Source organism: Herbaspirillum sp. 3R11, from assembly GCF_004563925.1.
Taxonomy (GTDB): Bacteria; Pseudomonadota; Gammaproteobacteria; order Burkholderiales; family Burkholderiaceae_D; genus Herbaspirillum.
The window spans coordinates 619,242-646,203 of record NZ_SPNJ01000001.1; the positions used below are offsets into that span (position 1 = coordinate 619,242).

The 26,962-nt window shown below is 60.5% G+C and carries 28 protein-coding genes; 11 read left to right on the forward strand and 17 right to left on the reverse strand.

Annotation, left to right across the window (positions count from 1 at the left end):
• Window positions 1–19: 19 nt before the first annotated feature.
• The gene (locus tag E4P32_RS02890) at window positions 20–601 is read right to left on the reverse strand and encodes a DJ-1/PfpI family protein (RefSeq protein ID WP_116433345.1); all 582 of its coding nucleotides are present in this window, start codon (window positions 599–601) and stop codon (window positions 20–22) included.
• Window positions 602–684: 83 nt separating this feature from the next.
• Window positions 685–1,602, reverse strand: coding sequence for a LysR family transcriptional regulator (locus E4P32_RS02895; RefSeq protein ID WP_116433344.1), 918 nt, complete (start codon window positions 1,600–1,602; stop codon window positions 685–687).
• A 153-nt stretch (window positions 1,603–1,755) separates the two neighbouring features.
• Between E4P32_RS02895 and E4P32_RS02900 the strand changes: the two genes are divergently transcribed.
• The 3 genes from E4P32_RS02900 (at window position 1,756) to mmsB (ending at window position 5,506) form a co-directional block, all read left to right on the forward strand.
• Complete coding sequence (locus tag E4P32_RS02900) at window positions 1,756–2,970, forward strand: ABC transporter substrate-binding protein (RefSeq protein WP_116433343.1); 1,215 nt, start codon at window positions 1,756–1,758, stop codon at window positions 2,968–2,970.
• Window positions 2,971–3,064: 94 nt separating this feature from the next.
• Window positions 3,065–4,573, forward strand: a complete 1,509-nt coding sequence (locus E4P32_RS02905; protein ID WP_116433342.1) for a CoA-acylating methylmalonate-semialdehyde dehydrogenase — start codon at window positions 3,065–3,067, stop codon at window positions 4,571–4,573.
• 39 nt (window positions 4,574–4,612) lie between these two features.
• The gene (mmsB, locus tag E4P32_RS02910; RefSeq protein ID WP_116433341.1) at window positions 4,613–5,506 is read left to right on the forward strand and encodes a 3-hydroxyisobutyrate dehydrogenase; all 894 of its coding nucleotides are present in this window, start codon (window positions 4,613–4,615) and stop codon (window positions 5,504–5,506) included.
• 169 nt (window positions 5,507–5,675) lie between these two features.
• Here the strand turns inward: mmsB and denD are convergent, their stop codons facing one another.
• Window positions 5,676–6,650 carry a D-erythronate dehydrogenase gene (gene denD, locus E4P32_RS02915; RefSeq protein WP_116433340.1) on the reverse strand — a complete coding sequence of 325 codons (975 nt, stop codon included), beginning with the start codon at window positions 6,648–6,650 and terminating at the stop codon, window positions 5,676–5,678.
• Between the two features lie 101 nt (window positions 6,651–6,751).
• Here denD and E4P32_RS02920 point away from each other — a divergent pair, with 101 nt between their 5' ends.
• Window positions 6,752–7,576 (forward strand): FadR/GntR family transcriptional regulator, encoded by an 825-nt coding sequence (locus tag E4P32_RS02920; protein ID WP_233526574.1) that lies wholly within the window; start codon window positions 6,752–6,754, stop codon window positions 7,574–7,576.
• A gap of 87 nt (window positions 7,577–7,663) precedes the next feature.
• Here the strand turns inward: E4P32_RS02920 and E4P32_RS02925 are convergent, their stop codons facing one another.
• The 5 genes from E4P32_RS02925 to E4P32_RS02945 all read right to left on the reverse strand — a co-directional run bounded on the left by E4P32_RS02925 (window position 7,664) and on the right by E4P32_RS02945 (window position 11,754).
• Window positions 7,664–8,233 carry a DUF4865 family protein gene (locus tag E4P32_RS02925; RefSeq protein ID WP_116433338.1) on the reverse strand — a complete coding sequence of 190 codons (570 nt, stop codon included), beginning with the start codon at window positions 8,231–8,233 and terminating at the stop codon, window positions 7,664–7,666.
• Window positions 8,234–8,387: 154 nt separating this feature from the next.
• Entirely contained in the window at window positions 8,388–8,804 is a 417-nt protein-coding gene (locus E4P32_RS02930) for a MarR family transcriptional regulator (protein WP_116433337.1), read from the reverse strand.
• 152 nt (window positions 8,805–8,956) lie between these two features.
• The gene (locus E4P32_RS02935; protein WP_116433336.1) at window positions 8,957–9,532 is read right to left on the reverse strand and encodes an elongation factor P; all 576 of its coding nucleotides are present in this window, start codon (window positions 9,530–9,532) and stop codon (window positions 8,957–8,959) included.
• 157 nt (window positions 9,533–9,689) lie between these two features.
• Window positions 9,690–10,865, reverse strand: coding sequence for an elongation factor P maturation arginine rhamnosyltransferase EarP (earP, locus tag E4P32_RS02940; protein ID WP_116433928.1), 1,176 nt, complete (start codon window positions 10,863–10,865; stop codon window positions 9,690–9,692).
• 97 nt (window positions 10,866–10,962) lie between these two features.
• The gene (locus E4P32_RS02945; RefSeq protein WP_116433335.1) at window positions 10,963–11,754 is read right to left on the reverse strand and encodes a glucose 1-dehydrogenase; all 792 of its coding nucleotides are present in this window, start codon (window positions 11,752–11,754) and stop codon (window positions 10,963–10,965) included.
• A gap of 95 nt (window positions 11,755–11,849) precedes the next feature.
• On the opposite strand from E4P32_RS02945, the gene E4P32_RS02950 reads away from it, so the two are divergent.
• The 3 genes from E4P32_RS02950 to E4P32_RS02960 all read left to right on the forward strand — a co-directional run bounded on the left by E4P32_RS02950 (window position 11,850) and on the right by E4P32_RS02960 (window position 14,027).
• Window positions 11,850–12,806: a helix-turn-helix domain-containing GNAT family N-acetyltransferase gene (locus tag E4P32_RS02950; protein WP_116433334.1), complete on the forward strand. Its 957-nt coding sequence runs from the start codon at window positions 11,850–11,852 to the stop codon at window positions 12,804–12,806.
• A 109-nt stretch (window positions 12,807–12,915) separates the two neighbouring features.
• Window positions 12,916–13,392, forward strand: coding sequence for a MarR family transcriptional regulator (locus tag E4P32_RS02955; RefSeq protein ID WP_116433333.1), 477 nt, complete (start codon window positions 12,916–12,918; stop codon window positions 13,390–13,392).
• Window positions 13,393–13,601: 209 nt separating this feature from the next.
• Window positions 13,602–14,027: an organic hydroperoxide resistance protein gene (locus E4P32_RS02960; RefSeq protein ID WP_007875624.1), complete on the forward strand. Its 426-nt coding sequence runs from the start codon at window positions 13,602–13,604 to the stop codon at window positions 14,025–14,027.
• Window positions 14,028–14,120: 93 nt separating this feature from the next.
• Here E4P32_RS02960 and E4P32_RS02965 read toward each other — a convergent pair whose 3' ends face one another.
• The 6 genes from E4P32_RS02965 to E4P32_RS02990 all read right to left on the reverse strand — a co-directional run bounded on the left by E4P32_RS02965 (window position 14,121) and on the right by E4P32_RS02990 (window position 18,544).
• A complete protein-coding gene (locus E4P32_RS02965; RefSeq protein ID WP_116433332.1) occupies window positions 14,121–14,618 on the reverse strand; it encodes a DUF2867 domain-containing protein in 498 nt (165 codons plus the stop codon).
• A gap of 7 nt (window positions 14,619–14,625) precedes the next feature.
• Window positions 14,626–14,805, reverse strand: coding sequence for a cytochrome bd-I oxidase subunit CydX (gene cydX / locus E4P32_RS02970; RefSeq protein ID WP_116433331.1), 180 nt, complete (start codon window positions 14,803–14,805; stop codon window positions 14,626–14,628).
• Between the two features lie 29 nt (window positions 14,806–14,834).
• On the reverse strand, window positions 14,835–15,977 hold the full coding sequence (cydB, locus tag E4P32_RS02975; RefSeq protein WP_116433330.1) for a cytochrome d ubiquinol oxidase subunit II: 1,143 nt from the start codon (window positions 15,975–15,977) through the stop codon (window positions 14,835–14,837).
• A gap of 61 nt (window positions 15,978–16,038) precedes the next feature.
• Window positions 16,039–17,649, reverse strand: coding sequence for a cytochrome ubiquinol oxidase subunit I (locus tag E4P32_RS02980; RefSeq protein ID WP_116433329.1), 1,611 nt, complete (start codon window positions 17,647–17,649; stop codon window positions 16,039–16,041).
• On the reverse strand, window positions 17,636–17,905 hold the full coding sequence (cydP, locus tag E4P32_RS02985) for a cytochrome oxidase putative small subunit CydP (RefSeq protein ID WP_116433328.1): 270 nt from the start codon (window positions 17,903–17,905) through the stop codon (window positions 17,636–17,638). Before cydP ends, E4P32_RS02980 begins: the two co-directional genes overlap by 14 nt.
• Window positions 17,906–17,908: 3 nt before the next feature.
• Entirely contained in the window at window positions 17,909–18,544 is a 636-nt protein-coding gene (locus E4P32_RS02990; RefSeq protein WP_199525582.1) for a GbsR/MarR family transcriptional regulator, read from the reverse strand.
• Window positions 18,545–18,767: 223 nt separating this feature from the next.
• On the opposite strand from E4P32_RS02990, the gene E4P32_RS02995 reads away from it, so the two are divergent.
• Window positions 18,768–19,673: a YihY/virulence factor BrkB family protein gene (locus tag E4P32_RS02995; RefSeq protein ID WP_233526573.1), complete on the forward strand. Its 906-nt coding sequence runs from the start codon at window positions 18,768–18,770 to the stop codon at window positions 19,671–19,673.
• Window positions 19,674–19,691: 18 nt separating this feature from the next.
• Here E4P32_RS02995 and E4P32_RS03000 read toward each other — a convergent pair whose 3' ends face one another.
• Window positions 19,692–20,936, reverse strand: coding sequence for an NAD(P)/FAD-dependent oxidoreductase (locus tag E4P32_RS03000; protein WP_158559706.1), 1,245 nt, complete (start codon window positions 20,934–20,936; stop codon window positions 19,692–19,694).
• Between the two features lie 120 nt (window positions 20,937–21,056).
• Here E4P32_RS03000 and E4P32_RS03005 point away from each other — a divergent pair, with 120 nt between their 5' ends.
• Both E4P32_RS03005 and E4P32_RS03010 read left to right on the forward strand, forming a co-directional pair.
• Complete coding sequence (locus E4P32_RS03005; RefSeq protein ID WP_116433927.1) at window positions 21,057–21,881, forward strand: helix-turn-helix transcriptional regulator; 825 nt, start codon at window positions 21,057–21,059, stop codon at window positions 21,879–21,881.
• A 40-nt stretch (window positions 21,882–21,921) separates the two neighbouring features.
• The gene (locus tag E4P32_RS03010) at window positions 21,922–23,622 is read left to right on the forward strand and encodes a tetratricopeptide repeat protein (RefSeq protein ID WP_116433324.1); all 1,701 of its coding nucleotides are present in this window, start codon (window positions 21,922–21,924) and stop codon (window positions 23,620–23,622) included.
• Here E4P32_RS03010 and E4P32_RS03015 read toward each other — a convergent pair whose 3' ends face one another.
• On the reverse strand, window positions 23,623–25,047 hold the full coding sequence (locus E4P32_RS03015; RefSeq protein WP_116433323.1) for a heavy metal sensor histidine kinase: 1,425 nt from the start codon (window positions 25,045–25,047) through the stop codon (window positions 23,623–23,625).
• Between the two features lie 25 nt (window positions 25,048–25,072).
• Window positions 25,073–25,744 carry a heavy metal response regulator transcription factor gene (locus E4P32_RS03020; protein ID WP_116433322.1) on the reverse strand — a complete coding sequence of 224 codons (672 nt, stop codon included), beginning with the start codon at window positions 25,742–25,744 and terminating at the stop codon, window positions 25,073–25,075.
• Between the two features lie 233 nt (window positions 25,745–25,977).
• Between E4P32_RS03020 and msrP the strand changes: the two genes are divergently transcribed.
• A complete protein-coding gene (msrP, locus tag E4P32_RS03025; protein WP_116433321.1) occupies window positions 25,978–26,952 on the forward strand; it encodes a protein-methionine-sulfoxide reductase catalytic subunit MsrP in 975 nt (324 codons plus the stop codon).
• Window positions 26,953–26,962 lie beyond the last annotated feature (10 nt).

Here is a 26,962-nt window from a genome sequence, read left to right on the forward strand (position 1 = left end):
TAACGGGCGAAGCAAAAGACTACAGCTTGATCTCCGTACCCAACACCTTGAGGAATTGCGCCAGCCATTCCGGATGACCCGGCCATGCCGGTGAGGTGACAAAGTTGCCGTCGGTGATGGCGCTGTCGACGGCGATCTCGGCATAGTGGCCGCCGGCCAGTTTGACTTCCGGTGCGCAGGCCGGATAAGCCGAAATCTTCTTGCCTTCGATTACGCCCGCCGCCGCCAGCAATTGCGCGCCGTGGCACACCGCCGCGATCGGCTTCTTGGCCTCGGCGAAATGGCGCACGATGGCGATCACCTTGGCGTCTAGGCGCAGGTATTCCGGCGCGCGACCGCCGGCGATGACGATGGCATCGTATTTGGCCGGATCGACGTCGTCGAAGCTGGCGTTGAGCGCGAACTGGTGGCCCGGTTTTTCGGTATAGGTCTGGTCGCCTTCAAAATCGTGGATGGCGGTCTTGATCTTGTCGCCGGCCTTCTTGCCTGGGCAGATGGCGTGTACCGTGTGGCCAACCATTTGCAGCGCCTGGAACGGCACCATGGTTTCGTAATCTTCGGCAAAGTCGCCGGTCAACAATAAAATCTTCTTTGCTGCCATGCTGATCTCCTGATGTGTGAGCCGGGGGCGGCTCTGGGTGGGATTGCGGAAAACTCAATACAGTGCGCGCTGGTTGCGCGTTCTCATTTCATCCAGGTCATCTGACGCGACCTCCCCATCAAAAATTCCTTGTTCGGCTCCATGCAATCGCGCAGGTAACTCCACAGCGCCGACACCCGCGCCACGTGCCGCTGCTCGCTGGCGGCGACCAGCCAGAACGAACGCTTGATCTCGACTTCATCAGGCAGCACCGGCACCAGGTCATCCGACTGCTGGGCCAGGAAGCAGGGCAGGATCGCCAGCGCCTGGCCGCTGCGCGCCGCCGTGTACTGCGCAATCACGCTGGTGCTGCGGAAGGCGCGAAACGCCTCGGGCGCGATGTTTTCCTTGTAGCGCAGCTCTTCGCTGAACACCAGATCGTCAATATAGCCGATGAAGGCATGCGGCTCGAGATCGGCCACGCTGCGCACCGGCGGATGGCTTTCCAGATAGGCCGGGGTGGCGTACAGCTTCAGCGCATAGTCCGCCAGTTTCGTGACAACGTAATTACCGCTGACCGGCCGCTCGATGGTCACGCTGATGTCGGCCTCGCGCTTGGACAGGTTGACGAAGCGCGGCATCGGCAGCATGTCCACCGAGATATGCGGATTGCGTGCGCAGAAGTGGGCAATGTGCGGCGCCAGCACGAAAGTGCCGAAGCCTTCCGTCGCGCCCAGGCGCACCTGGCCCGACAACAGCCGGTTGTGGCCGCCCAGTTCCTCGGCGGCGGCGTAGACCGTGCTTTCTATCTTTTCCGCATATTCCACCAGCCGGTAGCCGTCGGCGGTCAGGCTGTAGCCATGGTTGTTGCGGTCGAACAGCTGGCTGCCGACCTGTTCTTCGAAGCGCTTGATGCGCCGCGAGACGGTCGAGTGATCGATGCCGAGTTTCTTGGCGGCATCGACCAGGCCTTGGCTGCGCGTGAGTTCGAGGAATACCCGCAGGTTGTCCCAATCCAGCATCTTGTCTCCAGTGTGCTTCGTTATTTGTCCTTTGCAATTATGCAAAAGGCTTTTGAATTATTGGTTATTGTAACGATATTAACGCACATGCAAAATGAGCCTCGAAATCGCCGCAGAGCAATTTCATAAAAAACATATAAATGAGGAGACTCCATGCAAAAGAACATCCGCGCCGGCCTCGCCGTCGCCGCGCTTTCCCTGACCTGTATCGCCGGCGCCGTCCAGGCGCAAAATTCCGACACCGTCAAAATCGGCATCCTGACCGACATGTCCGGCCCTTACTCCGCCATGGGTGGCCAGGGTTCGGTGGTCGCCGCCAAACTGGCGATCGAGGATTGCCTCAAGGCTGAATGCAAAGGCATGAAGATTGAAGTCCTCGCGGCCGACAACCAGAACAAGCCCGACGTCGGCGTGACGCGCGCACGCGAATGGCTGGACCGCGACAAGGTCGAGGCGATCGCCGACCTGACCAATTCGTCGGTGGCGCTGGCGGTGCAAAAACTGGTCAAGGAAAAGGGCGGCATCGCCATGTACAGCGGCCCGGCTACCGGCGCGCTGACGACGACCGAATGCGCGTCCAACGGCTTCCACTGGATGTTCGACACCTATTCACAAGCGGCCGGCGCGGCGGCTGCGCTGACCAAGCTGGGCAACAAGTCCTGGTATTTCGTGACCGTCGACTACGCCTTCGGCCACTCGCTGGAGAAGGACGCATCCGACGTGGTCAAGGCCAACGGCGGCACCGTGCTGGGTTCAGTCCGTCATCCGCTGAACGCTTCCGACTTCTCGTCCTTCCTGCTGCAGGCGCAGGCTTCCAAGGCCCAGGTGATCGGCCTGGCTGACGGCGGCACCGATGTCGTCAATGCGATCAAGCAGGCCCGTTCGTTCGCCGTGGGCGGCAAGGATCAACGCCTGGTCGCTCTGCTGGTGTTCCTGTCCGACGTCCACGCACTCGGTCTGGATGCTGCACAAGGCCTGGTCTACACCGACGGCTTCTACTGGGATTACGACGAACAGACGCGCGGCTTCTCCAAGCGCTTCGAAGCGCAATTCAAGAACAACAAACCGACCATGGTGCAGGCCGGCGTGTATTCCAGCGTGTATCACTTCCTGAAGGCGCGCGCTGCGGCGAAGACTTCTGACTGGAAGGTCGTCTCGCAAAAAATGCGCGAGATCCCGATCAGCGACGTCGTCATGCGCAACGCATCGATCCGTCCCGACGGCCGCGTGATTCACGACATGTATTTGTACCAGGTCAAGTCGCCGGCTGAATCGAAGGCACCCTGGGACTATCTGAAATTGCTGTCGACCATTCCTGCGCAACAAGCCTTCCGTCCGATGGACGCGGCCTGCTCGCTGGTCAAATAAGTTTTTCAGGGAGTCGTGTTTTACCTGCCATACATCTCCGACACGCGTTTGACACGACCTCCGGTTTCTTCTTCATCACTATGGAAAATGCATCATGAGCCAAGCCAACATTCCTAACGTACCCCTCTACATCAACGGCGAACACGTCCAGTCGACTTCGAAAGAATGGCGCGACGTGATCAATCCGGCCACGCAGGAAGTCGTCGCGCGCGTGCCGTTCGCAACCAAAGAGGAAGTCGATCGCGCCGTCGCCAACGCCAAGGAAGCGTTCAAGACCTGGCGCAACACCTCGCTGGCGCAACGCATGCGCATCATGCTCAAGTTCCAGCAACTGCTGCGCGACAATATCGCACCGCTGGCCGAGATGATCACGCGCGAACACGGAAAGACCCTGCCGGACGCCGAAGGCGAAGTCATGCGCGGCCTCGAAGTCGTCGAACACGCCTGCTCGATCACCTCGCTGCAACTGGGCGAACTGGCCGAGAACGTGGCCGGCGGCGTCGACGTCTACACCATTCACCAACCGATCGGCGTGGGCGCCGGCATCACCGCGTTCAACTTCCCGGTCATGCTGCCTTGCTTCATGTTCCCGATCTCGGTCGCCTGCGGCAACACCTTCGTGCTCAAGCCTTCTGAACAGGATCCGACCTCGTCGCTGTTCCTGGTCGAGCTGGCCAACAAGGCCGGCTTGCCGCCGGGCGTGCTGAACGTGGTACATGGCGGTCCTGAAGTCGCCAACATGATCTGCGACCATCCCGATATCAAGGCCGTGTCCTTCATCGGTTCGACCAACGTCGGCACCCACATCTATCGTCGCGCCAGCGAAGCCGGCAAGCGCGCACAGTGCATGATGGGCGCCAAGAACCACTGCATCGTGCTGCCTGACGCACCCAAGGATCAAGCGATCAACAACTTGCTGGGCGCAGCATTCGGCGCCGCCGGTCAACGTTGCATGGCTAACTCGGTAGTGGTCCTGGTCGGCAAGACCAAGGAATGGATCCCGGAAATCGTCGAGCGCTCCAAGGCCATGAAGGTCGGTCCGGGCAGCGATCGCAAGGCCGATGTCGGCCCGCTGGTTTCCAAGGCCGCCAAGGAACGTGTCGAGCGCCTGATCGGCGTCGGCGTGGAGCAGGGCGCCAAGCTGCTGCTCGACGGCCGCAATTGCACGGTGCCGGGTAACGAGTCCGGCAACTTCGTCGGACCGACCGTGTTCACCGGCGTCAAGGCCGGCATGGACATCTACGAACAGGAAATCTTCGGACCGGCGATGTGCATCGTCGAAGTCGAAACCCTGGACGATGCCATCGCCTTCATCAACGCCAATCCGAACGGCAACGGCACCTCGATCTTCACCTCGTCCGGTTGGGCGGCGCGCAAGTTCCAGAACGAAATCGACGTCGGCCAGGTCGGCATCAACGTGCCGATTCCGGTGCCTGTGGCGTACTTCAGCTTCACCGGTTCGCGCGCTTCCAAGCTCGGCGACCTCGGCCCGAACGGCAAGCAGGCGGTGATGTTCTGGACCCAGACCAAGACCGTGACGGCACGCTGGTATGCACCGGATGAAGAAGCCGGTCAGGTCAACACCACGATTTCGCTGAAGTAAGCAGCCAAAGACGAATAGGAATAGGAAGAGGAGAACAACATGAGCGCCGATATCGTTTTCATTGGCCTGGGCAACATGGGCTTGCCCATGGCGCAGAACCTGGTCAAGGCGGGTTATTCGGTCAGCGGGCATGACCTGGTCAAGGCCAGCGTCGACAAGCTGGTCGAGAGCGGCGGCGTCACCGAAGCCGACGCCATGGCTGCGGTGACCAAGGCCAAGGTCGTCATCACCATGCTGCCGGCCAGCAAGCACGTCGAATCGATTTACCTCGGCGACAAGGGCATCCTGGCCAACATCAAGCCCGGCACCTTGCTGATCGACTGTTCGACCATCGCTCCGGAAAGCGCCCGCAAGGTCGCCGCCGCCGCGCTGGAAAAAGGCTACACCATGCTGGATGCGCCGGTCTCCGGCGGCACCGGCGGCGCCACCGCCGGCACGCTGACCTTCATGGTCGGCGGCACCGACGACGGCTTCGGTCTCGCCAAACCTTATCTCGAAAAGATGGGCAAGGCGATCTACCACGCCGGCGCCAGCGGCAGCGGCCAGACCGTCAAGGTCTGCAACAACATGTTGCTGGGCATCCTGATGATCGGCACCTCCGAAGCGATCCGTCTCGGCATCGCCAACGGCATGGATCCCAAGGTCCTGTCGGAAGTGATGTCCAAGAGTTCGGGCCGCAACTGGACGCTGGAAGTCTACAATCCTTGCCCCGGCGTGATGGAAAATGCGCCGGCATCGAAAGGCTACGCCGGCGGTTTCGGCGTCGACCTGATGCTCAAGGATCTGGGTCTGGCGGTGGAGAACGCACTGGCCACCGGCAGCAGCGTGCCGATGGGCGCACTGGCGCGCAATCTGTACGACATCCACAGCAAGTCGGGATCGGGCGGACTGGATTTTTCCAGTGTGTTCAACATGCTGGCGAAAGCGAAGTAACGGGAAGTTGTTGCTGCTGTACTGATGGCCGTGGCGGGGGAAACGACACGGCCGGCAGTCTCCAATTCAGCGCGGATTCGTCCGCGCTTTTTTTATGGCGTGGCAGATGATGCATCAAAAAAACGGCGCCGTTGCAGGCGCCGTTTTTTTACGAAATGAGCGGGAGAACTTATTTCTTCACTTCATCCTCGATATGCGCCTTCACGATGCCGGCGAAATCGCTGTCCGCAGTGAAACCCAGCGCCTTGGCGCGCTTGGCCTCAAAGCTGCCGGGCCAGGAGTTGACGATGCGCTTGATGGCTTCGTCTTCCTTCCATTCGATCAGCTTGACGACGTCGGCGCCGGCAACCTCTTCCAGCGCATCAACCATCTGACGCACCGAAACCGACAGGCCGTCGATGCTGAGGAAGCGCGCCAGGCCGAGATCGGCACCGTTGATTTCGTGACCGTGGATCAGGTTGTCGATGGCCTTGCGCGGCGACATCAGCCACATGCGCGTCTCGGGCGAGACCGGGCAAACCGAGGGCTGGCCGTTGAGCGGTTCGCGAATAATGCCGCTGGCGAAGCTCGACGCCGCCTTATTGGGGGCGCCCGGGCGCACTGAAATGGTCGGCATGCGCAGCGCGCGGCCGTCGATGAAGCCCTTGCGGCTGTAGTCGTTGATCAGCAATTCGCCCATCACTTTTTGTGCGCCGTAAGAGCTTTGCGGCATCAGCAGCGCATTGTCGGGGACTTGCGCCGGCAGGTCGCCGCCGAACACCGCTACCGAGCTGGTGAACACCACGCGCGGCTTGGTGCCGAGCGCGCGGGCGCGTTCCAGGATGATGCGGGTGGCGTCGAAGTTGATCTTCATGCCGAGTTCGAAATCGGCTTCGGCCTGGCCGCTGACGATGGCGGCCAGATGGAAGATCGACTGCGTGTCCTTGGTGATGGCGCGTTCGATCACGGCAGCATCGGCGATGTCGCCGACCACTGCGTCAATGCGTGCATCGTCGAAACCCTGCGCAGCCACGACGTCGAGCAGGGTGATGCGGCTGATGGTTTGCTGCTTGCCGTCGCTGCCGGTCAGCTGACCGCGCTTGAGCAATTGACGCGCCAGGCGGCTGCCCAGGAAGCCGGCGCCGCCGGTGATAACAATGTGCATCTGAATCTCCTCAATTTTATGATGTGCGGGAAACGAATCCGATAAGTTGTCATACAACTTTGCAGTCAGTGTAAAAAGAAAGCGGTATCATGTCAATCAACATGAAAAATACTCAGCTTTCCAAGACTGCTTCCCTCTCTGCTCCCCGCACTGGACCACCAGGGCCGCTCGATTCCGCCAAAGGCACATTGGCAGATCGCGTGACCGGCGCGCTGTATGAACAGATCCGTCAGGGTGACTTCGCGCCGGGTGCACGCATGCCCTCCGAGAATGAATTGACCGAGCGTTTCCAAGTCAGCCGCACCGTGATTCGGGAAGCCATTTCCCGTCTCAAATCGGAAGGCCTGGTCGGTTCGCGCCGGGGCAGCGGCACCGTCGTCCTCGCGCCGAACAATGCGACGCCGTTCCGGCTCGACATCGACGTGCAGGATTCGATCCAGGCGGTGCTGCGCGTGATCGAGTTGCGCCGCGGCGTCGAGGGCGAGATGGCGGCATTGGCGGCGCAGCGCCGCACCAAGGCGGAGAATCAACGTATTCAGCAAGCACTGAAGAGCATCGACAAGGCGGTGGTTGAGGGCAAGGACGGCGTGGAAGAAGACTTTGCTTTCCACGCGGCGATTTCCGAGGCGGCACACAATCCGCTGTACACGTCGCTGTTGCAGTTCCTGAGCCAGTTCCTGCAGGCGGCGATTCGTGTGGCGCGGATCAATGAGGCGCGTCGCGAGGATTTCAGCCAGCAGGTGCGTAATGAGCACGCCGTGATTGCGCAGGCGATCGCCGACGGCGATGCCGACGCCGCGCGCGCGGCGGCTTTGCGTCACATGGAGAATTCGGCGCAGCGCATCCAGGCTGCCGATACGGCGTTCTGGGCCAGCGAGGGCGGCAAGGCAGCGCGGCGCCTGGCGCAGACGAAAGGGCTTAAATAAACCGCAACCGTCCCGGGCGAGACGGAAAATACGCCTTGCCCGGGACGGTTGCGATCAAGACGTCGCCGGCGATTCCCTCGCATTGAATCAGATCCCGAGTTCCTTCTTCAGAGCGGGTGCGGAAAGGTGGGCTACTTCAAAGATTTTGCTGCCGTGCGACGGGGATTGCACCGGCCGTGCCTGCCACAGCGCTATCTTCATCAGCTTCCAATTATTGGTGTCCAGACCGACGAAAACCGAATGCAAGTCGTGTTCGCAGAGCATTGCCTCTGCATCGGTCGCATGCAGTTCGCATAGTTGCGCCAGGTCGACGTCGGCAGGAATGTCGATGAATTGCTGAGTCGCGAATGCCGGCGTTTGTGCAACCGCGGTTCCTTTGAAAAAGGCGACCTTGTTCCAGCGCTGTACGATCGGGCGACCGTACTTGGCGACTACCGCCCGAAACGCATCCGACAGCAGGAAGTCGCTCATGCCGCCGAGTTCATCCCACAGATAAAAAGGCGTATAGCGCGCCGGGCTGCCGTCGATGGCATCTGCGACCAGAAAGGCCTTGGAGTACAGCCCCGGCAGTTGGTCGAAGCGGCTGCCAATTTCTCTGACGCGCGCTCTGACTGGTTCTGCATCCGGGACGTCAAATCCGTATTGCATTGCAAACATGGTGTTCTCCTTGGGTTGGATGGAATTCCGATAAGTCGGGCCTGAGGTCGTCAGGCGGTGTCATTGGTGAAAAGCGAAAAACGCATTTGTCGATATAGTTAGCAATGCAACTATATAGGGTAAAAATAAGCGCGAACACGCGCACGAAAAACAATCACTCCAGGGCTGAACGTACATCCCTGATTTTCAGGACCGCATCGGCAAATTCTTCCTTGCCCAGGATCTTGCGGATCTTCTCCGCCGCGCCGCCCGCCGATGCATTCAGCGCCACCTTGATTTCAACGCCGGCGGGCGTCGGATACACCGAGATTTCCCTGCCGTCGCCGTCGGTCCTGCGGCGCTCAAGCAAGCCTTTTTGCTCCAGCGTATCCAGCGCGCGCGTGGTGGTGGAGCGGGCGATGGCAAGCTCTGCAGCCAATTCACTTTGCAGCATGCCAGGCCGGTCGATGATTGCCCTGAGCATGAAGCCCTGCGGCGCGGTCAGGCCGAACGGTGCAAAGGCTTCCGCCCACTCGCGTTCAAGTCGGCGTGACAATGCTGCGGTATTGAAATAGAGGCAGTGATCAAACATGGATTCACAATACTGCAAATTAGTTCGCAATGCAACTATATTTAAAGGAAGTGAGATTTTTTGGAAAGCGAGGAGGGGAGCAATGACTGAAGAGGACGAAAAAAAGCCGCGAAGATCGCGGCTTTTTTAATGGTACGGCTGAACAGCTGAAATCAGTTACGCACAACTTTCTTGTATTCGTTGGTGCGTGTGTCGATTTCGATCTGGTCGTCCTGGCTGACGAACAGTGGGACCATCACGACGATCTGATTCTCTTCGATCGCGTTTTCGATCTTGGCTTCCTTCAGGACGTTGCCCGAAGTATTGCCCTTGACGGCTGGTTCCGAGTACACGATCTGGCGCACGATGGTGGTTGGCAGTTCGACCGAGATTGCCTTGCCGTCATAGAAGACCGCTTCGCATTCCATGCCGTCCTTCAGGTAGCCCAGTGCTTCGCCCAGGTTTTCGCCTTCGATTTCGAACTGGTTGTATTCGGAGTCCATGAACACAAACAGTGGATCGGCGAAGTACGAGTAAGTCACTGCCTTCTTGTCCAGCACGACCACTTCGAACTTGTCGTCGCCGCGGAAAACGTTTTCCTGCGGGCTGTTGGTCAGCAGGTTCTTCATCTTCCACTTGTAAGTGAAACCTGTGCGGCTGGAACCGTTGACGTCGGAGCGCAGGACGATCATTGGCTTGCTGTCGACCATAATGATGTTGCCGACGCGAATTTCTTTTGCAAATTTCATAGCGAATATACGTAAAAAGTAGGTTGCGTAAAAATCTTCTGTAGCCTACCGGCAGAACCACACCGCAAGCCCACGTACGATTGAGTTGTTGTTGCTGAATCGATGATGCCTAAAAATTAGCCCTATATTTTAACCCATTTCCGGGCCGATTTCGCTGTTACTGCTGCATTGATGCCGCAAACTTCAGCAAATTGGACGTCAAATCGCCATTTGCCAACAGCTGTTGCTGCCATTCCATGGACAGATCGGCAAGCTGCGGCAATTCGGCGGCAAATGCGGGCCAGCGCGTCGCCATGTCGGCCTGTTCCGTGAAGGCACCGTTCCAGGCCAGCATCATGGCCTGCATCGCCGGCGTTGCCGCTTTGTAAATGTTGAGGAAGGCCTGCAGCTTGACGTGGTGCAAATTTTCATCTTGAGGATAGATGTGCCAGATGAAGGGCTTGCCGGCCAGTTGCGCACGCACGAAGGAATCCTCACCGCGTGCGAAGTTGAGGTCACAAGCCCACAGCAGCTTGTCGTAGTCGGGCTGCGGCACGAACGACAACACGCGCACTGTCAGCGCGCCCTGCGTGGCGTTGGCGCCGGCAGTTGGGGCTTGCGCCAGGAAGGCTTGCACCGCGTCGGTCGCCACGCCTTCGGGGACCAGGCAGGTGACGGCGCGGTCGCCGTCGCGCCAGGCGGCAAAGAGGTCGGCGATCGGCGCCTGCGGATAGCAGAACAGCGAAACTTTGAACGCCTCGGCTTCAGTTGTGGTAACGCCGAACTGCGCAAGGAACGCGTGGCGCGCGGCCTCATCGTCGGCAAATTCCTGGCGTTGCTGCTCAAGACCCGCTTCATACAACACGCCGCCGGTGCGCTCATTGAATCCAGGAAAGAAGAAATGCTTGGTCAGCCGCAACTGCGGATGCGGCGATGGCAGGGTGTGGCAGCCTTCTACCCAGGTTTCGGCCGTCAGTCCTTCGAAGTTGAGCCACACCGGGCGCGGCGCCCGTTGCGACATGGCCTTGATGTAGTCGGGCGGAATATCGCAGCCGAAGAACTCGATCACGATATCGGGAATATCGGCGACGCCGAACGCGCCGTCCTGATCCCGCCAATGCCTGACGGTTACACCCTGGACTTGCTGCGTCTTCTGATCAATCGCTACCTCCGGACAGATGCGCCGGAAGCTGGCCAGGTCGTCCACCCAGAGCGTGACCGCGACGCCGTGTTCGCGTTGAAGTTGCCGCGACAGGCGCCAGCAAATGCCGATGTCGCCGTAGTTGTCGACGACCTTGCAGAACAGGGCAAGAGAGGGGGCGTGAGGCGCCTGCGAGGATGTTGTTGAAAGCATTTCCGGAGTGTTCGGGATGTCGGATGGCAAGAAATAAGCGGCATGAGTGCGACCATTGCGGCCGCAATCAAGCTGGTCAGCATGATACAGGATGGGCTCACGAAGCGAGGAATCCGCCATCTGCCGCCAGCACGTGCCCGACGACGTACGATGCTGCGCCGGACAGCAGCCATAACACGGCTTCGGCGACTTCCTCCGGTTGCCCCATGCGTCTGAGCGGCAAGCCTGCGGCCACTGCGGACATGTCGGCAATGCCTGATGAAAGCATCATGTCGGTTACCACTCTGCCAGGAGCGATCGCGTTGATGCGGACGCCGTGGGGCGCATATTCCATGGCCGCCGACCGCATCAGCGAGATGGCGGCGGCCTTGGAGGCGGAGTAGAGGGCAAGCCCTGGATTGGGATTGCGTACGCCGCTGACTGAGGTATTGATGACGATGCTGCCGTTGCCGCGAGCCACCATCGGTGGCAATTGGTATTTCAGGCACAAAAATACGGCACGCACGTTGGCGTCGAAGATGGCGTCGTAGACAGCGGATTCCTGCGCTTGCAGGGACGCCCGTCGTTCCTGTCGTCCGGCATTGTTGAAGGCTGCGTCCAGGCGTCCGAATTGCGTCAGTACGGTGTCGATCAGTCGTTGGACGTCGCCCTCCTGCGTCACATCGGTTTGCACATAGAGGCTTTGTGCGCCGGCGGCGCGGCATTCGGCGGCCACGGCTTCTCCCTCCGGTTGACGCCGGCCTGCAATCACCACGGCGCTTGCGCCCGCATGCGCCATGCGAATCGCGGCGGCACGACCGATGCCGCTACCGCCTCCGGTCACCAAGGCAACTTGTCCGGTCATGTCGTACGGACTGGCGCTGCGTTCCTTTTTCGGCATCGTTTCCATGGCATTTCTCCTGAGAGGGCGCATTTGAATCGCGCTGATTTTCTTTCGATTTATAGTTGTATAATACAACTATGTAAAACGAGGGATGGAAAAATATGCAAAAAACAGGCTCTTCACCGGACCTTTCTTTTGTCGACGGCATCCGTACCGCTTCGCGTCGGATGGTGCGCGAATTGGGCTTCATGCAATCCACGCTGGCGGCGACCGACTATCCGCCGTCAGCAGTGCATGCCATTATCGAGATCGGCGCGCGCAAATCGATGAGCGCAGCGCAGCTTGCCGAATTCCTTGGTCTTGAAAAGTCCAGCGTCAGCCGTATGGTGCGCAAGCTGGTCGAGGCCGGGGAATTGCAGGAACGGGCCAGCGACGTCGACGGCCGCGTCAAATGGCTGGCGTTGACGCCGCAAGGCCGACGTACGCTGACTGCAGTCCAGGCGTTCGGTCGCAAGCAGGTGGTCGGCGCGCTCGAACAATTGAGTACGGATCAGCAGGACGCCGTAGCGAAAGGGCTGAGTGTCTATGCGATGGCACTGGAAGCGCGCCGGTCGGGCGAGCCAATCGTGCAAGCCGACGAGATTCGCATCGTCGCCGGTTATCAGGCAGGGGTGATCGGTCGCATCGTTCAGATGCATGCGATGTTTTACGCGCGCAGTGTCGGCTTCGGCAGCTTTTTCGAGAGCAAGGTGGCGGCGGGACTGGCAGAGTTCGTGCCGCGTCTGGATCATCCTAGCAATGGTTTGTGGCTAGCGGTGCAAGGTCAGCGCATCGTCGGTTCGGTGGCCATCGACGGCCAGGATTTGGGCGACAACAAGGCGCATTTGCGTTGGTTCATTGTTGATGACGATCTGCGCGGAGCAGGCGTGGGGCGCCGTCTGATGGAGGCGGCGATGGCCTTTTGTGACGCCCAGGGTTTTGCGTCGGTGCAGCTGTGGACTTTTCAGGGATTGGATGCGGCGCGCCGTCTGTATGAGAGTTACGGATTCCAGCTTGAGGAAGAATGGCCGGGAGCGCAGTGGGGCAAGGAAGTGGTGGAACAACGCTTCGAACGTTGAGGTGGGTGGGGCATCTTGCTCGAACGCAAGTTCGTTGTATTTTTTTGGCGTCGGATCTTTTTAATTAAATTGCTTGCAATTTAATTTTTGACTATGTATTATTCAATCCATGGCAAACGCAAACACATCGAAGAACGCAGCAGCGATTGATCAGGCCCTGATGCTTGAAAATCAATTGTGCTTCGCCATGTATTCGGCGTCGTTGGCGATGACCAAGGTGTACAAGAAGATTTTGAAAGACCTCGACATTACTTATCCGCAATACCTGGTCATGCTGGTCTTGTGGGAAAAGGATGAAGTCACGGTCTCGGATCTGGGTAGCAAGTTGTTCCTCGATTCCGGTACATTGACGCCGCTGTTGAAGCGCATGGAAACGATGGGTTTGCTGCACCGTGCTCGCGATACGCAAGACGAACGTCGCGTCGTGGTTCGGCTCAGCGAGGATGGCCGTGCGCTGCGCAAGCGGGCGACGGCAGTGCCGGAGCGGTTGATGTGCGCCTTGCCGCCGCTGGAGCAAGTCGCCAGCCTGCGCGAGCAACTGAAGGACCTGCGCAAGGGCTTGCTGGAAGACGCCGAAGATTCCTGATTTACCCTCTTTGCAAGAATAGTCGTATTACGTTTTAGTCGTTTATTATTTATATTGTTAGCAATTTTATTGTTTAAAATTTAAATTCCTTGCAGTTTGCATCGTTTGGGATTTAAATGAGTTTTTATCCTGTTTGAACCCTGACTGACTTACTACCAATAATCGATGCTTCCCCGCATCTTCTTCTGAACCACTCGAAAGGAAACAAAATGAAAATCGAAAAAGCACTCTACCAAGCGACTGCAACTGCAACCGGCGGCCGTGAAGGCTCGGCCAAGTCGTCCGACGGCATCCTGGACGTCAAGCTGACCACACCAAAAGAACTGGGCGGCGCAGGCGGCAACGGCACCAATCCTGAACAACTGTTTGCAGCCGGTTACTCGGCCTGTTTCCTCGGCGCGATGAAGTTCGTCGGCGGCCAGGAAAAGATCGCGATTCCTGCTGACACCAGCATCACCGGCACGGTCGGCATCGGCACCATTCCAGGCGGCTTCGGCATCGAAGTGGCATTGAACATTTCTCTGCCGGGCCTGGACCGCGCGGTTGCACAATCGGTGATCGACAAGGCACACCAAGTCTGCCCATACTCGAACGCCACACGCGGCAACATCAACGTGACACTGACACTGGTTTAATACTGGTATCGATTTCACGCATCGCGATCAGCGATGAAAAAAGCCTCGCCGGTCAAACGGCGGGGCTTTTTGTTTTTACGCAAGAAACGCTATTCAGCTACGCAACCTGTTCAGCATCGCCGGCACAATGCACCGGTGAAACGGCATGATCACGCCGAGATAGGCGCGGCCGAGCAACTGCTTGGTGCGTACCGCCGTGGTCAACGTGAGTTGTGCCGGCGACGTCGGCGTGGCGGCATCGCGCCGTACCCAGACACGGAAATCCAGATGCTTGTCGTCGAAGCCGAGCTGCACCATATCGTCGCTCTGCGCAATGATCGGAAAACCCGCCACGCCACTGTGCCTGTCGTCGCCCACCTGCATGTCGGCTGCGCGCAGGCCGAACACTGCCACCGCGCGATTGCGGATCGACACCAGCAGCGTGACCCAGGACGGCGCGCGACGGAACATCTGTTCAGCCAGTTGGGCGGCGGACTGACGCGCCTGTTCATCGCTGAGGGTGATGCGGAAGGCATCGGCAAAGCCGGCGCCGGGCAGCGCCTGCAGCAGGGCTGCGTCGGTATCAACGAGATGGGCGGAAGGCGTTTTCATCGCGGCCTCAGGGTTTGGACGGGCGTTTTTTCGCCAGATCAGCCTGGGCGCTGGCGGCGACGAAACGTTCGCGGGTTTCGTCTTCCTTGCGGCGGCCGAAGGCGTAGTTGGCTTCCAGCCACATGACGTTGATGATGCCGAAGGCCAGCGCCAGGCCGACTCCGAGTATCCAGGCGAAATACCACATGATGTTCTCCTTCTCGACTATGTAATTGGTTAGTAGGCGGTGTGTTCGTTGTCGGCGATGTGCTTGAGCGTCACCTTGCCGCGCATGACGCGATACACCCAGGCCGTGTACAGCATGATCAGCGGCAGGAAGAACAGCACCAGCCAGAACATGATCCCCAGCGTCTTGTGGCTCGACACGGCATCCCAGACCGTCAGGCTGCTGCGCGGGTCCAGCGACGACGGCAGGATGAACGGAAACATGGCGGTGGCGGCGGTCAGGATGATGCCGGCTACCGCAATGCCGCTGCTGATGAAGGCCAGCCGCGCCTTGCGCCAGGCGCCGAAGATCAGCACCAGCAGCAATCCGGCGATGGCTGCGATCGGGATCGCCTTGGTGGCGGGCCAGCGGGTGTAGTTTTCCATCCATGCGCCGGAGACGATTTCGACGGTCTTCGCCAGCGGCATGAAGGCGCTGTTGGCGCTCGGCATATCGGTGATGCTGTAGCCGTCGATGCCGTACGCGACCCAGAAGCCGGCCGCGACGAACAAGGCGAGGGTGGCGAGTGCGCCCCACAATGCAATCTTGCGTGCGCGCACCGCAATCGCCGCCTCGGTCTTCACCATGATGAAGGTGGCGCCGTGAGTCAGCAGCATCGCCACGCTCAGCACGCCGGCCAGCAGGCCGAAGGGATTGAGCAGTTCGAAGAAGCTGCCGATGTACTCCACGCGCATGGTGTCGTCGTAGTGGAAAGGCACGCCCAGCAACAGGTTGCCGAAGGCCACGCCGCAGATCAGCGGCGGCACGATGCCGCCGACGAACAGGCCCCAGTCCCAGGCATTGCGCCAGCGCGTATCGGCCACCTTGCTGCGATAGTCGAAGCCGACCGGGCGGAAGAACAGCGAGAACAGCAATACCATCAGCGCGATGTAAAAGCCCGAGAAGGCAGTCGCGTAGACCAGCGGCCATGCCGCGAAGGTGGCGCCGCCGGCGGTGATGAACCAGGTCTGGTTGCCTTCCCAGGTTGGACCGATGGAGTTGATCAGCACGCGGCGTTCGGCGTCGGTCTTGCCGACGAAGGGCAGCATCATGCCCACGCCGAAGTCGAAGCCGTCGGTCAGCGCGAAGCCGATGATGAGCACGCCGACAAAGGCCCACCAGATGATTTTTAAGGTTTCGTAATCGAAGATCATGAGGATTTCCTTGTGTACTTCTTCGTGAATGTGATCAGTTGCATCAACGTTGGCATCACCATCAGCGCGTCGGCTTCGGCAGCGGCGGCTTGGCTGCAACGGCCGGTTTCTTTTCCTTCTCCAGCAGCTCCCAGTGGTACTTGCCGGTGTGCAGGCTGCTCGGGCCACGCTTGGCGTACTTGATCATCAGCATCATTTCCACCACCAGCAGGAAGGTATAGAACAGGATGAATCCGGCCAGGCTGAAATACAGGCTTGACGGTTGCAGGGTCGAGGCCGACAGATGGGTCGGCAGGATGCCGGCGATGGTCCACGGCTGGCGGCCGTATTCGGCCACGATCCAACCCAGTTCGGCGGCGATCCACGGCAGCGGGATGCTGAATACCGCCAGGCGCAGCAGCCAGCGTTGCGGCGCCAGCTGCTTGCGCACCAGGAAGTAGAACGAGGCCGAGAAGATGAACAGGAACAGCATGCCCAGCGCCACCATGCCGCGGAACGACCAGAACAGCGGCGCCACGTTCGGGATGGTGTCGTCGACCGCCTTGGCGATCTGCTGCGGCGTGGCGTCGATCACGTTGGGGGTGTACTTCTTGAGCAGCAGGCCGTAGCCGAGATCATGCTTGAGCTTGTCGAACTCGGCGCGCGCCTCGGGCGACTTGTCGCCGGATTTCAAGCGCGTCAGTGCAGCGTAGGCCAGCATGCCGTTGCGGATGCGCACCTCATGTTCTTTCTTCAGGTCCTTGATGCCGATCACCGGCGTGTCGACCGAGCGCGTGGCGATCAGGCCCAGCACATAAGGCACCTTGAAGGCATAGTCGGTGCGCTCACCCTTGTTGTCGGGCAGGCCGAAGATGGTGATGCCGGCCGGTGCCGGATGGGTTTCCCATTCGGCTTCGATGGCGGCCAGTTTGACCTTGTTGACTTCACCGGCGGTGTAGCCGGATTCGTCGCCCAGCACGATCACCGACAAGGTCGACGCCAGGCCGAAACCGGCTGCCACGGCGAACGAGCGCAAGGCGAACGCGGTGTCGCGGCCCTTGAGCAGGTAATAGGCGGACACGCCCAGCACGAACATCGACGCCGTGACGTAACCGGCCGCAACCGTGTGCACGAACTTCACCTGCGCCACCGGATTGAAGATCACCTCGGTCATGCTGACCAGTTCCATGCGCATGGTTTCAAAATTGAATTCCGCGCCGACCGGGTTGTTCATCCAGCCGTTGGCGATCAGGATCCACAGCGCCGACAGGCTCGATCCCAGCGCCACCAGGAAGGTCACCATCAGATGCTTGACGCGCGACAGGCGGTCCCAGCCGAAGAAGAACAGGCCGACGAAAGTCGACTCGAGGAAGAACGCCGCCATGCCCTCGATCGCCAGCGGCGTACCGAAGATATCGCCGACGTAGTGCGAGTAGTACGACCAGTTGGTGCCGAACTGGAACTCCAGCGTGATGCCGGTGGCCACGCCCATGGCGAAGTTGATGCCGAACAGCTTGCCCCAGAAGCGTGTCATGTCCTTGTAGATGGGACTGCCGGTCATGACGTAGACGGATTCCATGATGACCAGGATCCAAGACAGGCCGAGCGTCAGGGGAACGAACAGGAAGTGATACAGCGCCGTGATGGCGAACTGCAGGCGCGACAGACTGACGACTTCGTCAATGGGAAGCATGGAGGACCTCGGTGGTGGGAGTGGATACGTTTGATACGCTGGATGCGGTTGATGCAGATTCCGGCGCCGGCGCCAGCAGATGCTGTTCCACCTGGGCGGTGGGCATGCGCATTTTCTTTGCCTGCGGTTCGGAGAAAAAGGTTTTTGCCAGCACCGTCAGAAGTGCGATCTTGACCACCAGGATCAAGGCGATCTCGGCGCCGAGCGGGAGTTTGGTGAGGCGCGGCAGGCGCCACAGGCGATGTGAACGCAACATGACTTACTCCTTGGCCTTTGTGGGGACCTTCTCGTTTTTATCTTCGTTTTTGTCTTCGTTCTTGCCGTCGCTTTTACTATTCTTCTCGCCGCCGAAGCGGAACTTGTCCTTGACGTCCAGCAGCTTCTTGATCTTCGAGCCCATCTTCATGAGCGAAGACAATGTTTCCGGCGACAGCCGCTGTACGTCGTCGAACCAGGAGCTGGACAGCTCGATCAGGTCGTACATTTCACGCATGCGTTTCTGCGCGTGCTTGTCGTCGACGCTGGCTGGCGTTTCCAGCAACGCATCCCGCAGCATCGACAGCGTTGGTTCGATTTCGCGGCGGCGGCGTTCTTCCAGCAAGGCCTTAAAGATATCCCAAATATCCTTCGGCGGTTCAAAATATTCACGGCGGTCGCCGGGCTGATGGAGCAGCTTGACCAGCCGCCACGATTGCAGCTCCTTGAGCCCCATGCTGACGTTGGAGCGCGAGAAGCTCAGGTAATCGGCGATTTCATCGGCGTTCAGCGGACGCGCCTGCACATACAGCAGGGCGTAGATCTGGCCGACGGTGCGGTTGATGCCCCAGCGGCTGCCCATCTCGCCGAAATGGAGGATGAAGCGCTGCATCAGGGGGCTGAGGGTGTTGGGTTCCATGGAAAATTCCTGGGGGAGGGGGCGGAGCGGCATTGTGGAATGTTTTGAATTTTCAGTAATTACTGAAATATACGACATTTCAGGAATCCAAACAATCGCTGCGTTGCCGCATGACGACGTCGGCGGCATCAACAAACCGCCTAAAATCAGGGGAAAATGCCATCTTCAGGGAATCAAACCGGCGTCCGGGCGATCCGACCACTTATTTGCCCGGAAAAACGCCATGCCCCACACCTTCATCCGTAAACTTCCTGACGAAACCCGCGCCCAGCAGGCCTGGCAGCTCAGCAAAGGCGCCGTGACCGCGTGGCTGGACGATTTTGCGCCGAGCATGGGCGCGGCGATCGCCTACTACACGATCTTTTCGCTGGCGCCGATGCTGGTGATAGCGATTGCGGTGGCCGGCATGATCTTTGGCCATGACGCAGCGCAAGGCGAAATCGTCGGGCAGATCCAGGGCGTGGTCGGGGTGGAAGGCGCGATGGCGGTGCAGGGTTTGCTGAAATCGGTGAGCGAGCCGCGCGATGGCATCATCGCCGCCGGCCTCGGCATCGTCACGCTGGTGATCGGCGCCACCGCCGTGTTCGCGGAATTGCAAAGCGCGCTCGACCGCATCTGGCACATCCCGGCGGCGCCCCGGGACAGCGGCATCTGGCTGCTGATCCGCAAACGTTTATTGTCGTTCGGTCTGATCCTCGGCCTCGGCTTTATGCTGATCATTTCGCTGGTGGCCAGCGCCGGACTGGCGGCGCTGGGGAAATGGTGGGGCAGCTGGTTTATCGGCTGGGAAATTCTGCTGCAGGTGCTCAACTTCGCGATTTCATTCGCCGTATTCACGGGATTGTTTTCGGTGATCTACAAATATCTGCCGAGCGTGCGGCTGGCATGGCATGACGTGCGCGCCGGCGCGGTCGCCACGACCATCCTGTTCATCATCGGCAAATACCTGATCGGGCTGTATCTGGGACGCGCCGGCATGACCTCGGGTTTCGGCGCGGCCGGCTCGTTCGCCTTGTTGCTGGCGTGGATCTATTATTCGGCGCAGATCTTCCTGCTGGGAGCGGAGTTTACCTGGGTGTACGCCAATCGTTACGGTTCGCGCGCGCACTTGCGCGCATCCGGCGCTTGACCTGGGGCGGTTGCCGCTTCAGTCGGCCACTGCGTTTTCGTCGCGGCCGAGTAATTGGCGGTTGCCTTGTTGGGATGACGCCAGCGCGGCAAAACTGCGCGCGCACATCAGGCTTTCATAGAGATCGATAGCGGGCGTGATGGTGTCCACCTTGTCAGCGCCACCGGCTTCGCGCTGTGCTTCATGGCTTGCTTCCGCCAGTGCGCTCGTCAATAGTGCGGCATCGGCCAGCGCACTGTTGGCGCCCAAGCCGCCGGCCGGACTCATGGCATGGATCGCGTCGCCCAGCGCCGTCACTCGCGAGGCCTTCCACAAGCACGGCAGGCTCGCCGTGCGTATCGGCACCAGCGTACGCAGGGCCGGATTGCAGGATTCGTAGACCAGCTTCAGTGCCGGCGACCAGCCGGCGGTGATGGCGCCGATTTTTTGTGTCAGCTCTGCGGCGCTCAGGCGTAGCGCTGCATCCGGAGCCTGTTCCAGGCCGAAGCGTTCGCGCGCGCCGACCAGTGCCCAGTACAGATAGTCGTCCGGTTGCTGCAGGTCGCTGTCGAAGGCATCGCCACTAAAGCGCATGGCGTCAATCACGCCCGCCAATCCTTTTTCAAAAATCACGCTGGTGCCGGCTTGCAGCTGATGCGCCAGCGTTGCGCGCAAAGCTGCGGTCAGCGGTGTCTTGCCGTACACGCAGACGTCGCCGGTATCCTGCGGCTGCATCGCAGGGAAGCGTTGCGCCGCCACTGCCGAATGGACGCCGTCAGCCGCGACCAGCACATCTCCCGTGACGCTGCCGCCATTGACGAAATGCGCCGTCACGCGACCATCGGCGGTTTCTTCGTAGTGCAGGAATTGCGCGCCGAAATGCACCTCGCGCCGCAAGCCCTGCAACAGCACCTGACGCATGGTCTGGCGATCGGCCAGGTTGTCCGGTGCGCCGCCTTCCGCCGCACCCTTGCGCCAGCTGCTGACCCACTTGCCCGCCAGTGGCTGCAATTGTCCGTTGACGGTGTCGACGCCGGCGGCCGTTTGTGCGCAGGTGGCGTTGAACAGCCGGTAGCGCTCCGGCGGCAGGCAGGCCTGCAGCGCATCGCGGCCGTTGTGGTCGATGCGGATGCGATAGCCTTGTGTGCGGCTGAACGGCGAGGCGTCTTTTTCGTAGACGGCGACCGAGATGCCGTTTTTCTTCAGGCCTTGCGCCAGGCACAGGCCGCCCAGGCCGGCGCCGATGACGATCACATGCAGGGAGGAGGTGGGGGATAGCTTCACGTTTTTCCTTTCGCTGGAGGGATGCAGAATCACTGTGCAGAACTGTCGGGATGGACAGTATTGAGCGAAAGCAGGAAAGCGTGATAACGTTGTTTGGACAGAATATATTGAAATCCGGCCATGACAAAAGAACTCTACGCACAATTCGCCGACGTCAGCGATCGCGCCGATGGACCGCCACTGATTGCGATCTGGGGCGACGATTTGCGCGCCGAGGAATTCGAGCGGCTCAAGATCGGCACACGCGAATACGACTGGCACACCCATCTGCGCGGCCAGCTTTTCTGCATCGAAAGCGGCCTGGTGCATGCGCGCACAAAACATGGTTCGTGGCTGCTGCCGCCGCAGCGCGCCGGCTGGATTCCACCGGGCGAACTGCATCAGGCTGACATCCTCGGCGTCATGAGCGGCTGGAGCATTCTGATTTCACCAGAAGCCTGCCGCGGCCTGCCCGACAAGCCGTGTGTGATCGGCGTCTCCGACCTGATGCGGGCATTGGTGCGGCGCGCGGTGACGTGGAGCACCCAGGATGCGTTGTCGCCGGCGCAGCGCCGCGTCATGAATGTGTTGCTCGACGAAGTGCGGCAGGCGCCGCACGAGCCCTTGCATCTGCCGTTGCCGACGGATCGCCGCCTGCTGCGCATCGTCTCGGCCATCATGCAGGAACCTGCGGACAACCGCACGCTGGAACAATGGGCCGAATGGGCCGGCCTGTCGCCGCGCACCATGAGCCGGCTGTTTCGCGTCGAGGTCGGATGCAGTTTCGCCCAATGGCGGCAGCAGGCGCTGCTCACGCATGCGCTCGAGCGGCTGGCGCGCGGCGAGCAGGTGGCCGCAGTGGCGGATGCGCTCGGTTATGCATCGCCGAGCAATTTTATCGCCATGTTCCGGCGTTGTTTCGGCGAATCGCCGGGGCGCTATTTCAACGGCAATTTCAGCGCCTAGCTCAGGCAGGCCCGGGCGCATGCATGTTAACATCGCGCCCATGAACAATAACGACGCCATCGCCCAGGCTTACCTGTTTTTCCAGCACGGCCAGCTGGAGGCGGCTCATGCCATCCTGCAGCCGCTGGCGCAGCAGGCCGCCGCCGATTTCAATCTTCTGCACCTGGCCGGCGCCGTCGCCGCCGGTTTGCAGCTGCACGTGCAGGCAATCGAGTTGTACCGCCGCGCACTGGCGCTGACGCCGGGCGACCTTGCGGTGAGCTACAAGCTCGGCCGTGTCCTGTATGACACGGGCAAGCATCAGGAAGCGCTGAGCCTCTATTTGCAACTGATCGCCGCCGGCGTGCAGCATGCCGATGTCTTCCACGCCGCAGGCTTGCTGCTGCAGGATTTCAACCGCAACGAAGAAGCGCTGCAAACGCTGGAGCACGCCTTGCGCCTGGCGCCGCAGAACGCCGACGCCTGGCATCGCCACGGTGTCGTGCTGGAGCGCCTGCAGCGTCCGGGCGACGCCTTGCAGAGCCTGCAGCAAGCAGTTGTTCTGGCGCCCGAACAGACTGTGTATCGCTTTGATCTGGCCTTGCTGCAGTACGAACTCCATCGCAATGAAGAAGCGCTCGCCAGCGTCGACCAGGTGCTGGCGCAAGAGCCCGACTTCGGCGACGGCTGGGTATGTCGCGCGGCGTCGCTGGGACGTCTGCGCCGCTATGAGGAATCGATCGTCGCTGCCAAGAAAGCCTTGAGCCTGCGCGCCGGCTATGCCGATGCCAGCGTTAACCTGGCGCTGACCCTGCTGGCGCTGGGACGTTTCGACGAAGCCTGGCCCTTGTACGAAGCGCGCTGGCAGGGCGAACGCGCCGATCCGCAGCGGCATGGCAGCATTGCGCGCTGGCCCGGTGTGGATGTCGCCGCCGGCAAGACCGTGTTGCTGTGGGCCGAACAAGGCCTGGGCGACGCCATTCAATTTTCGCGTTACGCGCAACAGGTCGCCGCGCTCGGTGCGAACGTCGTGCTGGAAGTGCACGCCGCGCTGAAGACGCTGTTGCAAACCTTGGAGACCGATCCGGAGTCAGGCAGGCCTACACGCATCATCGTCAAAGCCATCGGCGAAGATTTGCCCGCAGCCGATTACCAGGTGGCGCTGATGAGCCTGCCGCTGATGTTCGGCACGCGTCCGGACACGATCCCGTCGCCGCAGGCATATCTGCGCGCCGGATCGCACATGCAACAGCGCTGGGCGCAATCGCTGGAACAGGGCAGGGACGGCGTACGCCCGCTGCGCATCGGCATCGTCTGCTCGGGCAACGCCGGCAATCACAACGACCGCCGCCGCTCGATTCCCTTGCAGTCGTTTGGCCCCTTGCTGGATATCGCCAACGCCGAATTCTTCCTGCTGCAACCGGAACTGCGCCGGCGCGATGCCGACTGGTTGCAGACTACGTCGGTGCTGCAATGGCCCGGACGTGAATTGCAAGCTTTCGACGATACCGCAGCGCTGATCGCCAATCTGGATCTGGTAGTTGGTGTCGATACCGCTGCTGTGCATCTGGCCGGCGCGTTGGGTGTTCCCGTTTGGATATTGCTGTCGCACGCCGCCGACTGGCGCTGGCTGCTGGAACGCGACGACAGCCCCTGGTATGCCTCGGCGCGCCTGTTCAGGCAGACGACGGCAGGTGACTGGGATGCAGTGATGACGCGTGTTCGCACGGAACTGGCGGTGCTGAAACAAGCCGCCGGCTGATCAGCGCAGAGTGACCTTCCCCCGAGTGGAGAAGAGCAGGCTGAAGGCGATCCAGCCGTCGGCTGAACAGGCCACCGCCACCGTGCCGCCGTGCACGGTCATGATGGCCTTGACGATCGCCAGGCCGAGGCCGTTGGATTCGGTGAATTCGCTGCGCGACTTGTCGCCGCGATAGAAGCGGTCGAACATGCGTTCCATCTGTTGCCGCGTCATCGCCGCACCGCGATTGGCGACATCGATGGCGACGCCGTCGGCAGTCGGCCGCGCGCTGATCCTGATGGCGGTGCCGGCATCGCCGTAGCGCACCGCATTGACGACGAGGTTGCTCACTGCGCGTCGCCACATCACGAGGTTGGCGCTGCAGGCCAGACCCGGCGCCACATCGACTTCGAACTGCATGTCGCGTTCGGCGGCCACGCCTTCGAAATAATCGGCGATCTTCTGCAACTCTTCCTTCAGGTCGATTGCGCTGCGGTCGACCACCAGTTCCGCGTGATCGGTCTGCGCCAGGAACAGGATATTTTCAATGATGCGCGACAGGCGCGTCAATTCTTCCAGGTTCGATTCCAGCAGCTGCTCATACTCTTCCACGTTGCGGCGCTGGCCCAGCGTCACCTGCGTCTGCCCCATCAGGATGTTGACCGGCGTCCGTATCTCATGCGCCAGGTCGGCGGAAAACTGCGACAGGTGTTCATAGCCGTTTTCGAGCCGGTCCAGCATTGCGTTGAGGGCGCCGGCGAGTTGGCGCAATTCGGCCGGCGCGTCTTCTTCGCGCAGCCGGGTGCTGAGGTTGGTCGGGGTGATCTCGGCGGCGCGACGGCTCATGCGCGTGAGCGGCATCAGGTCGCGCCGCAGCACAGCGAAGCCGAGCACTGATGTCAGCAGCACGGCCAGCGCGACGGCGGCGACCACGCGCCACAGGTAGACCGTCATCATGCGCGACTCTTGCGTCATGACGTAGGCGGCGACGATCTCGACGGTGTCGTTGTGGTTGCCGACGTCGGCCAGCGCGGCGACCCAGCGCACGCGCACACCGTCGGCGCGCATGCCGTCATGCAGAGAAGATATCCCGAGCGGCACGCCGATGGCGACCGGCGTCATCGCCGGCGGCGTCAGGTTGTCGGGATTCATGTTGATGAACGGCGCCTCACCCTGGCGGCGGAAGATGCGCACGTCCTGCTCGTTGCCGAGCATGCTTTCGAACAGGGCGGGGCGCTGCTCCATCTGCTCGACGTTGTAGAGGTCGTGCAGCAGATTGCGGAAATGTTCGACGCGGCCGATCAGCGTGTAGTCGGCACGAATTTCCAGCGACATGCGCGCCGAGTTGTAGAGATACATGCCGAGACCGGTCACCACCAGACAGGCGATCAATGCAAACAGCGCACTGACGCGAAACGCCAGCGTCCAGGAACGCCACGGTCTCATTGCGCGTCCTTCATGGTGCGAATGTTCATGGGTTTTCTGAAAACATGTAGCCAATGCTGCGCACGGTATGGATCAATTTCTTTTCGAACGGTGCATCGATCTTGGCGCGCAGACGCTTGACCGCGACGTCGACGACGTTGGTGTCGCTGTCGAAGTTCATGTCCCACACCTGCGAGGCGATCACCGAGCGCGACAGGGCTTCGCCCTGGCGTTTGATCAGCAGGTGCAGCAGTAAAAATTCCTTATTCGTCAGCACGATATTGACGCCTTGCCGGGTAACCTTGTGGCGCACATGATCAAGTTGCAGGTCGGCCACCTGATAGACCTCGGCGTCGCGCGTGACGCCGCGGCGCAGTAGCGTGCGGATGCGCAGCACCAGCTCGGTGAACGAAAACGGCTTGACCAGGTAATCGTCGGCGCCCAGTTCCAGCCCGCGGATGCGGTCGTCGACGTGGTCGCGCGCCGTCAGGAAAATCACCGGCAGGTCGCGCTTGGCGCGCAGCGCGCTCATCACCTGCCAGCCGTCGGTGCCGGGCAGCATGACGTCGAGCACCACCAGGTCGTAGTTCTGTTCCATCGCCATGTGCAGGCCGTCGGTGCCGGTGCGCGCGAGATCGACCGTATAGCCGGATTCGCGCAAGCCCTTTTTAAGGTAGTCGCCGGTCTTGGGGTCGTCTTCGATGACAAGGATGGCCATGCTGGGCTTGAGTAGGGTTCAGAGGTTGAGAGGTTGTACGGGGGGACGTGGCTGCATTCTAGCAATTCGGGGCGGGCGCTCGATGACAAATTTGTCATCAAATTGCCATCTTGATGACACTGCCCCTGCCATAGGATGATGGTGCAAAAGAAGCGTCCGCGCCATGCATCATCATCTCGTATCGTGCTGCCAGGCAACAAATCGCATCCATTCATTATTCCAGGGAAACCGCCATGCTGATCAAAATCCGTCCAGACCAGATCGATATTCCGCTCGCTTCGGAGATCACGCCGCAAGAAGTCTACGCCTCGCGCCGCGCTTTCATGGGCAAGGTGGCGGCAGGCGCAATCGCCGGCAGCGGCCTGCTCGGCGCTGGCAGCGCCTTCGCCCAGTCGGCCACGGCGCGCAAGTTGCCGGCCAAGCTCAACAGCGCCTACGCGGTGATGGACAAGCCGACCGCCTATCAGGACGCGACGACGTACAACAATTATTACGAGTTCGGCACCGACAAGGCCGATCCGGCACGCACCGCCGGCACGCTCAAGACCACGCCATGGACCGTCAGCATCGAAGGAGAGGTGAAGAAGCCGTTCACGCTCGATCTCGACGCGCTCACGAAACTGGCGCCGCTGGAAGAACGCATCTATCGCCTGCGCTGTGTCGAAGGCTGGTCGATGGTGATTCCATGGATCGGCTATTCGCTGTCGGCGTTGATCAAGAAAGCCGATCCTACCGGCAACGCCAAGTACATCGAATTCGTCACCCTGGCCGACAAGAAGCAGATGCCCGGTTTGTCGGACCCGATCCTGCAGTGGCCGTACACCGAAGGCCTGCGCATGGACGAAGCGAACCATCCGCTGACCTTGCTGACCATGGGCATGTACGGTGAAGTGCTGCCGAACCAGAACGGCGCACCGGTGCGCGTCATCGTGCCGTGGAAGTATGGTTTCAAATCAGCCAAATCCATCGTCAAGATCCGCTTCCTCAAGGATCAGCCGAAGACAGCCTGGAACATGTACGCCGCGCAGGAATACGGTTTCTATTCCAACGTCAATCCCAACGTCGATCATCCGCGCTGGTCGCAAGCCAGCGAGCGCCGCATCGGCGAAGACGGTTTCTTCGCACGCAAGCGCAAGACCTTGATGTTCAACGGCTACAACGATGTCGCCGGCCTGTACACCGGCATGGACCTCAAGAAGTATTTCTGACGCCGGAGCC

Coding starts and splice junctions, on each gene's coding strand:
- E4P32_RS03020 (WP_116433322.1), bottom strand. CDS start 25,744: ATGGCCATCCTTGTCATCGAAGACGACCCCAAGACCGGCGACTACCTT.
- cydB (WP_116433330.1), bottom strand. CDS start 15,977: ATGATCTTCGATTACGAAACCTTAAAAATCATCTGGTGGGCCTTTGTC.
- E4P32_RS02990 (WP_199525582.1), bottom strand. CDS start 18,544: ATGGAACCCAACACCCTCAGCCCCCTGATGCAGCGCTTCATCCTCCAT.
- E4P32_RS02955 (WP_116433333.1), top strand. CDS start 12,916: ATGGCAAACGCAAACACATCGAAGAACGCAGCAGCGATTGATCAGGCC.
- E4P32_RS02920 (WP_233526574.1), top strand. CDS start 6,752: ATGAAAAATACTCAGCTTTCCAAGACTGCTTCCCTCTCTGCTCCCCGC.
- E4P32_RS02960 (WP_007875624.1), top strand. CDS start 13,602: ATGAAAATCGAAAAAGCACTCTACCAAGCGACTGCAACTGCAACCGGC.
- E4P32_RS02980 (WP_116433329.1), bottom strand. CDS start 17,649: ATGCTTCCCATTGACGAAGTCGTCAGTCTGTCGCGCCTGCAGTTCGCC.
- cydP (WP_116433328.1), bottom strand. CDS start 17,905: ATGTTGCGTTCACATCGCCTGTGGCGCCTGCCGCGCCTCACCAAACTC.
- E4P32_RS02965 (WP_116433332.1), bottom strand. CDS start 14,618: ATGAAAACGCCTTCCGCCCATCTCGTTGATACCGACGCAGCCCTGCTG.
- E4P32_RS02925 (WP_116433338.1), bottom strand. CDS start 8,233: ATGTTTGCAATGCAATACGGATTTGACGTCCCGGATGCAGAACCAGTC.
- E4P32_RS02950 (WP_116433334.1), top strand. CDS start 11,850: ATGCAAAAAACAGGCTCTTCACCGGACCTTTCTTTTGTCGACGGCATC.
- cydX (WP_116433331.1), bottom strand. CDS start 14,805: ATGTGGTATTTCGCCTGGATACTCGGAGTCGGCCTGGCGCTGGCCTTC.
- E4P32_RS02930 (WP_116433337.1), bottom strand. CDS start 8,804: ATGTTTGATCACTGCCTCTATTTCAATACCGCAGCATTGTCACGCCGA.
- E4P32_RS03015 (WP_116433323.1), bottom strand. CDS start 25,047: ATGAGACCGTGGCGTTCCTGGACGCTGGCGTTTCGCGTCAGTGCGCTG.
- E4P32_RS02995 (WP_233526573.1), top strand. CDS start 18,768: ATGCCCCACACCTTCATCCGTAAACTTCCTGACGAAACCCGCGCCCAG.
- E4P32_RS02905 (WP_116433342.1), top strand. CDS start 3,065: ATGAGCCAAGCCAACATTCCTAACGTACCCCTCTACATCAACGGCGAA.
- E4P32_RS02900 (WP_116433343.1), top strand. CDS start 1,756: ATGCAAAAGAACATCCGCGCCGGCCTCGCCGTCGCCGCGCTTTCCCTG.
- E4P32_RS02945 (WP_116433335.1), bottom strand. CDS start 11,754: ATGGAAACGATGCCGAAAAAGGAACGCAGCGCCAGTCCGTACGACATG.
- mmsB (WP_116433341.1), top strand. CDS start 4,613: ATGAGCGCCGATATCGTTTTCATTGGCCTGGGCAACATGGGCTTGCCC.
- earP (WP_116433928.1), bottom strand. CDS start 10,865: ATGCTTTCAACAACATCCTCGCAGGCGCCTCACGCCCCCTCTCTTGCC.
- E4P32_RS03005 (WP_116433927.1), top strand. CDS start 21,057: ATGACAAAAGAACTCTACGCACAATTCGCCGACGTCAGCGATCGCGCC.
- E4P32_RS02890 (WP_116433345.1), bottom strand. CDS start 601: ATGGCAGCAAAGAAGATTTTATTGTTGACCGGCGACTTTGCCGAAGAT.
- E4P32_RS02895 (WP_116433344.1), bottom strand. CDS start 1,602: ATGCTGGATTGGGACAACCTGCGGGTATTCCTCGAACTCACGCGCAGC.
- E4P32_RS02935 (WP_116433336.1), bottom strand. CDS start 9,532: ATGAAATTTGCAAAAGAAATTCGCGTCGGCAACATCATTATGGTCGAC.
- E4P32_RS03010 (WP_116433324.1), top strand. CDS start 21,922: ATGAACAATAACGACGCCATCGCCCAGGCTTACCTGTTTTTCCAGCAC.
- denD (WP_116433340.1), bottom strand. CDS start 6,650: ATGCACATTGTTATCACCGGCGGCGCCGGCTTCCTGGGCAGCCGCCTG.
- msrP (WP_116433321.1), top strand. CDS start 25,978: ATGCTGATCAAAATCCGTCCAGACCAGATCGATATTCCGCTCGCTTCG.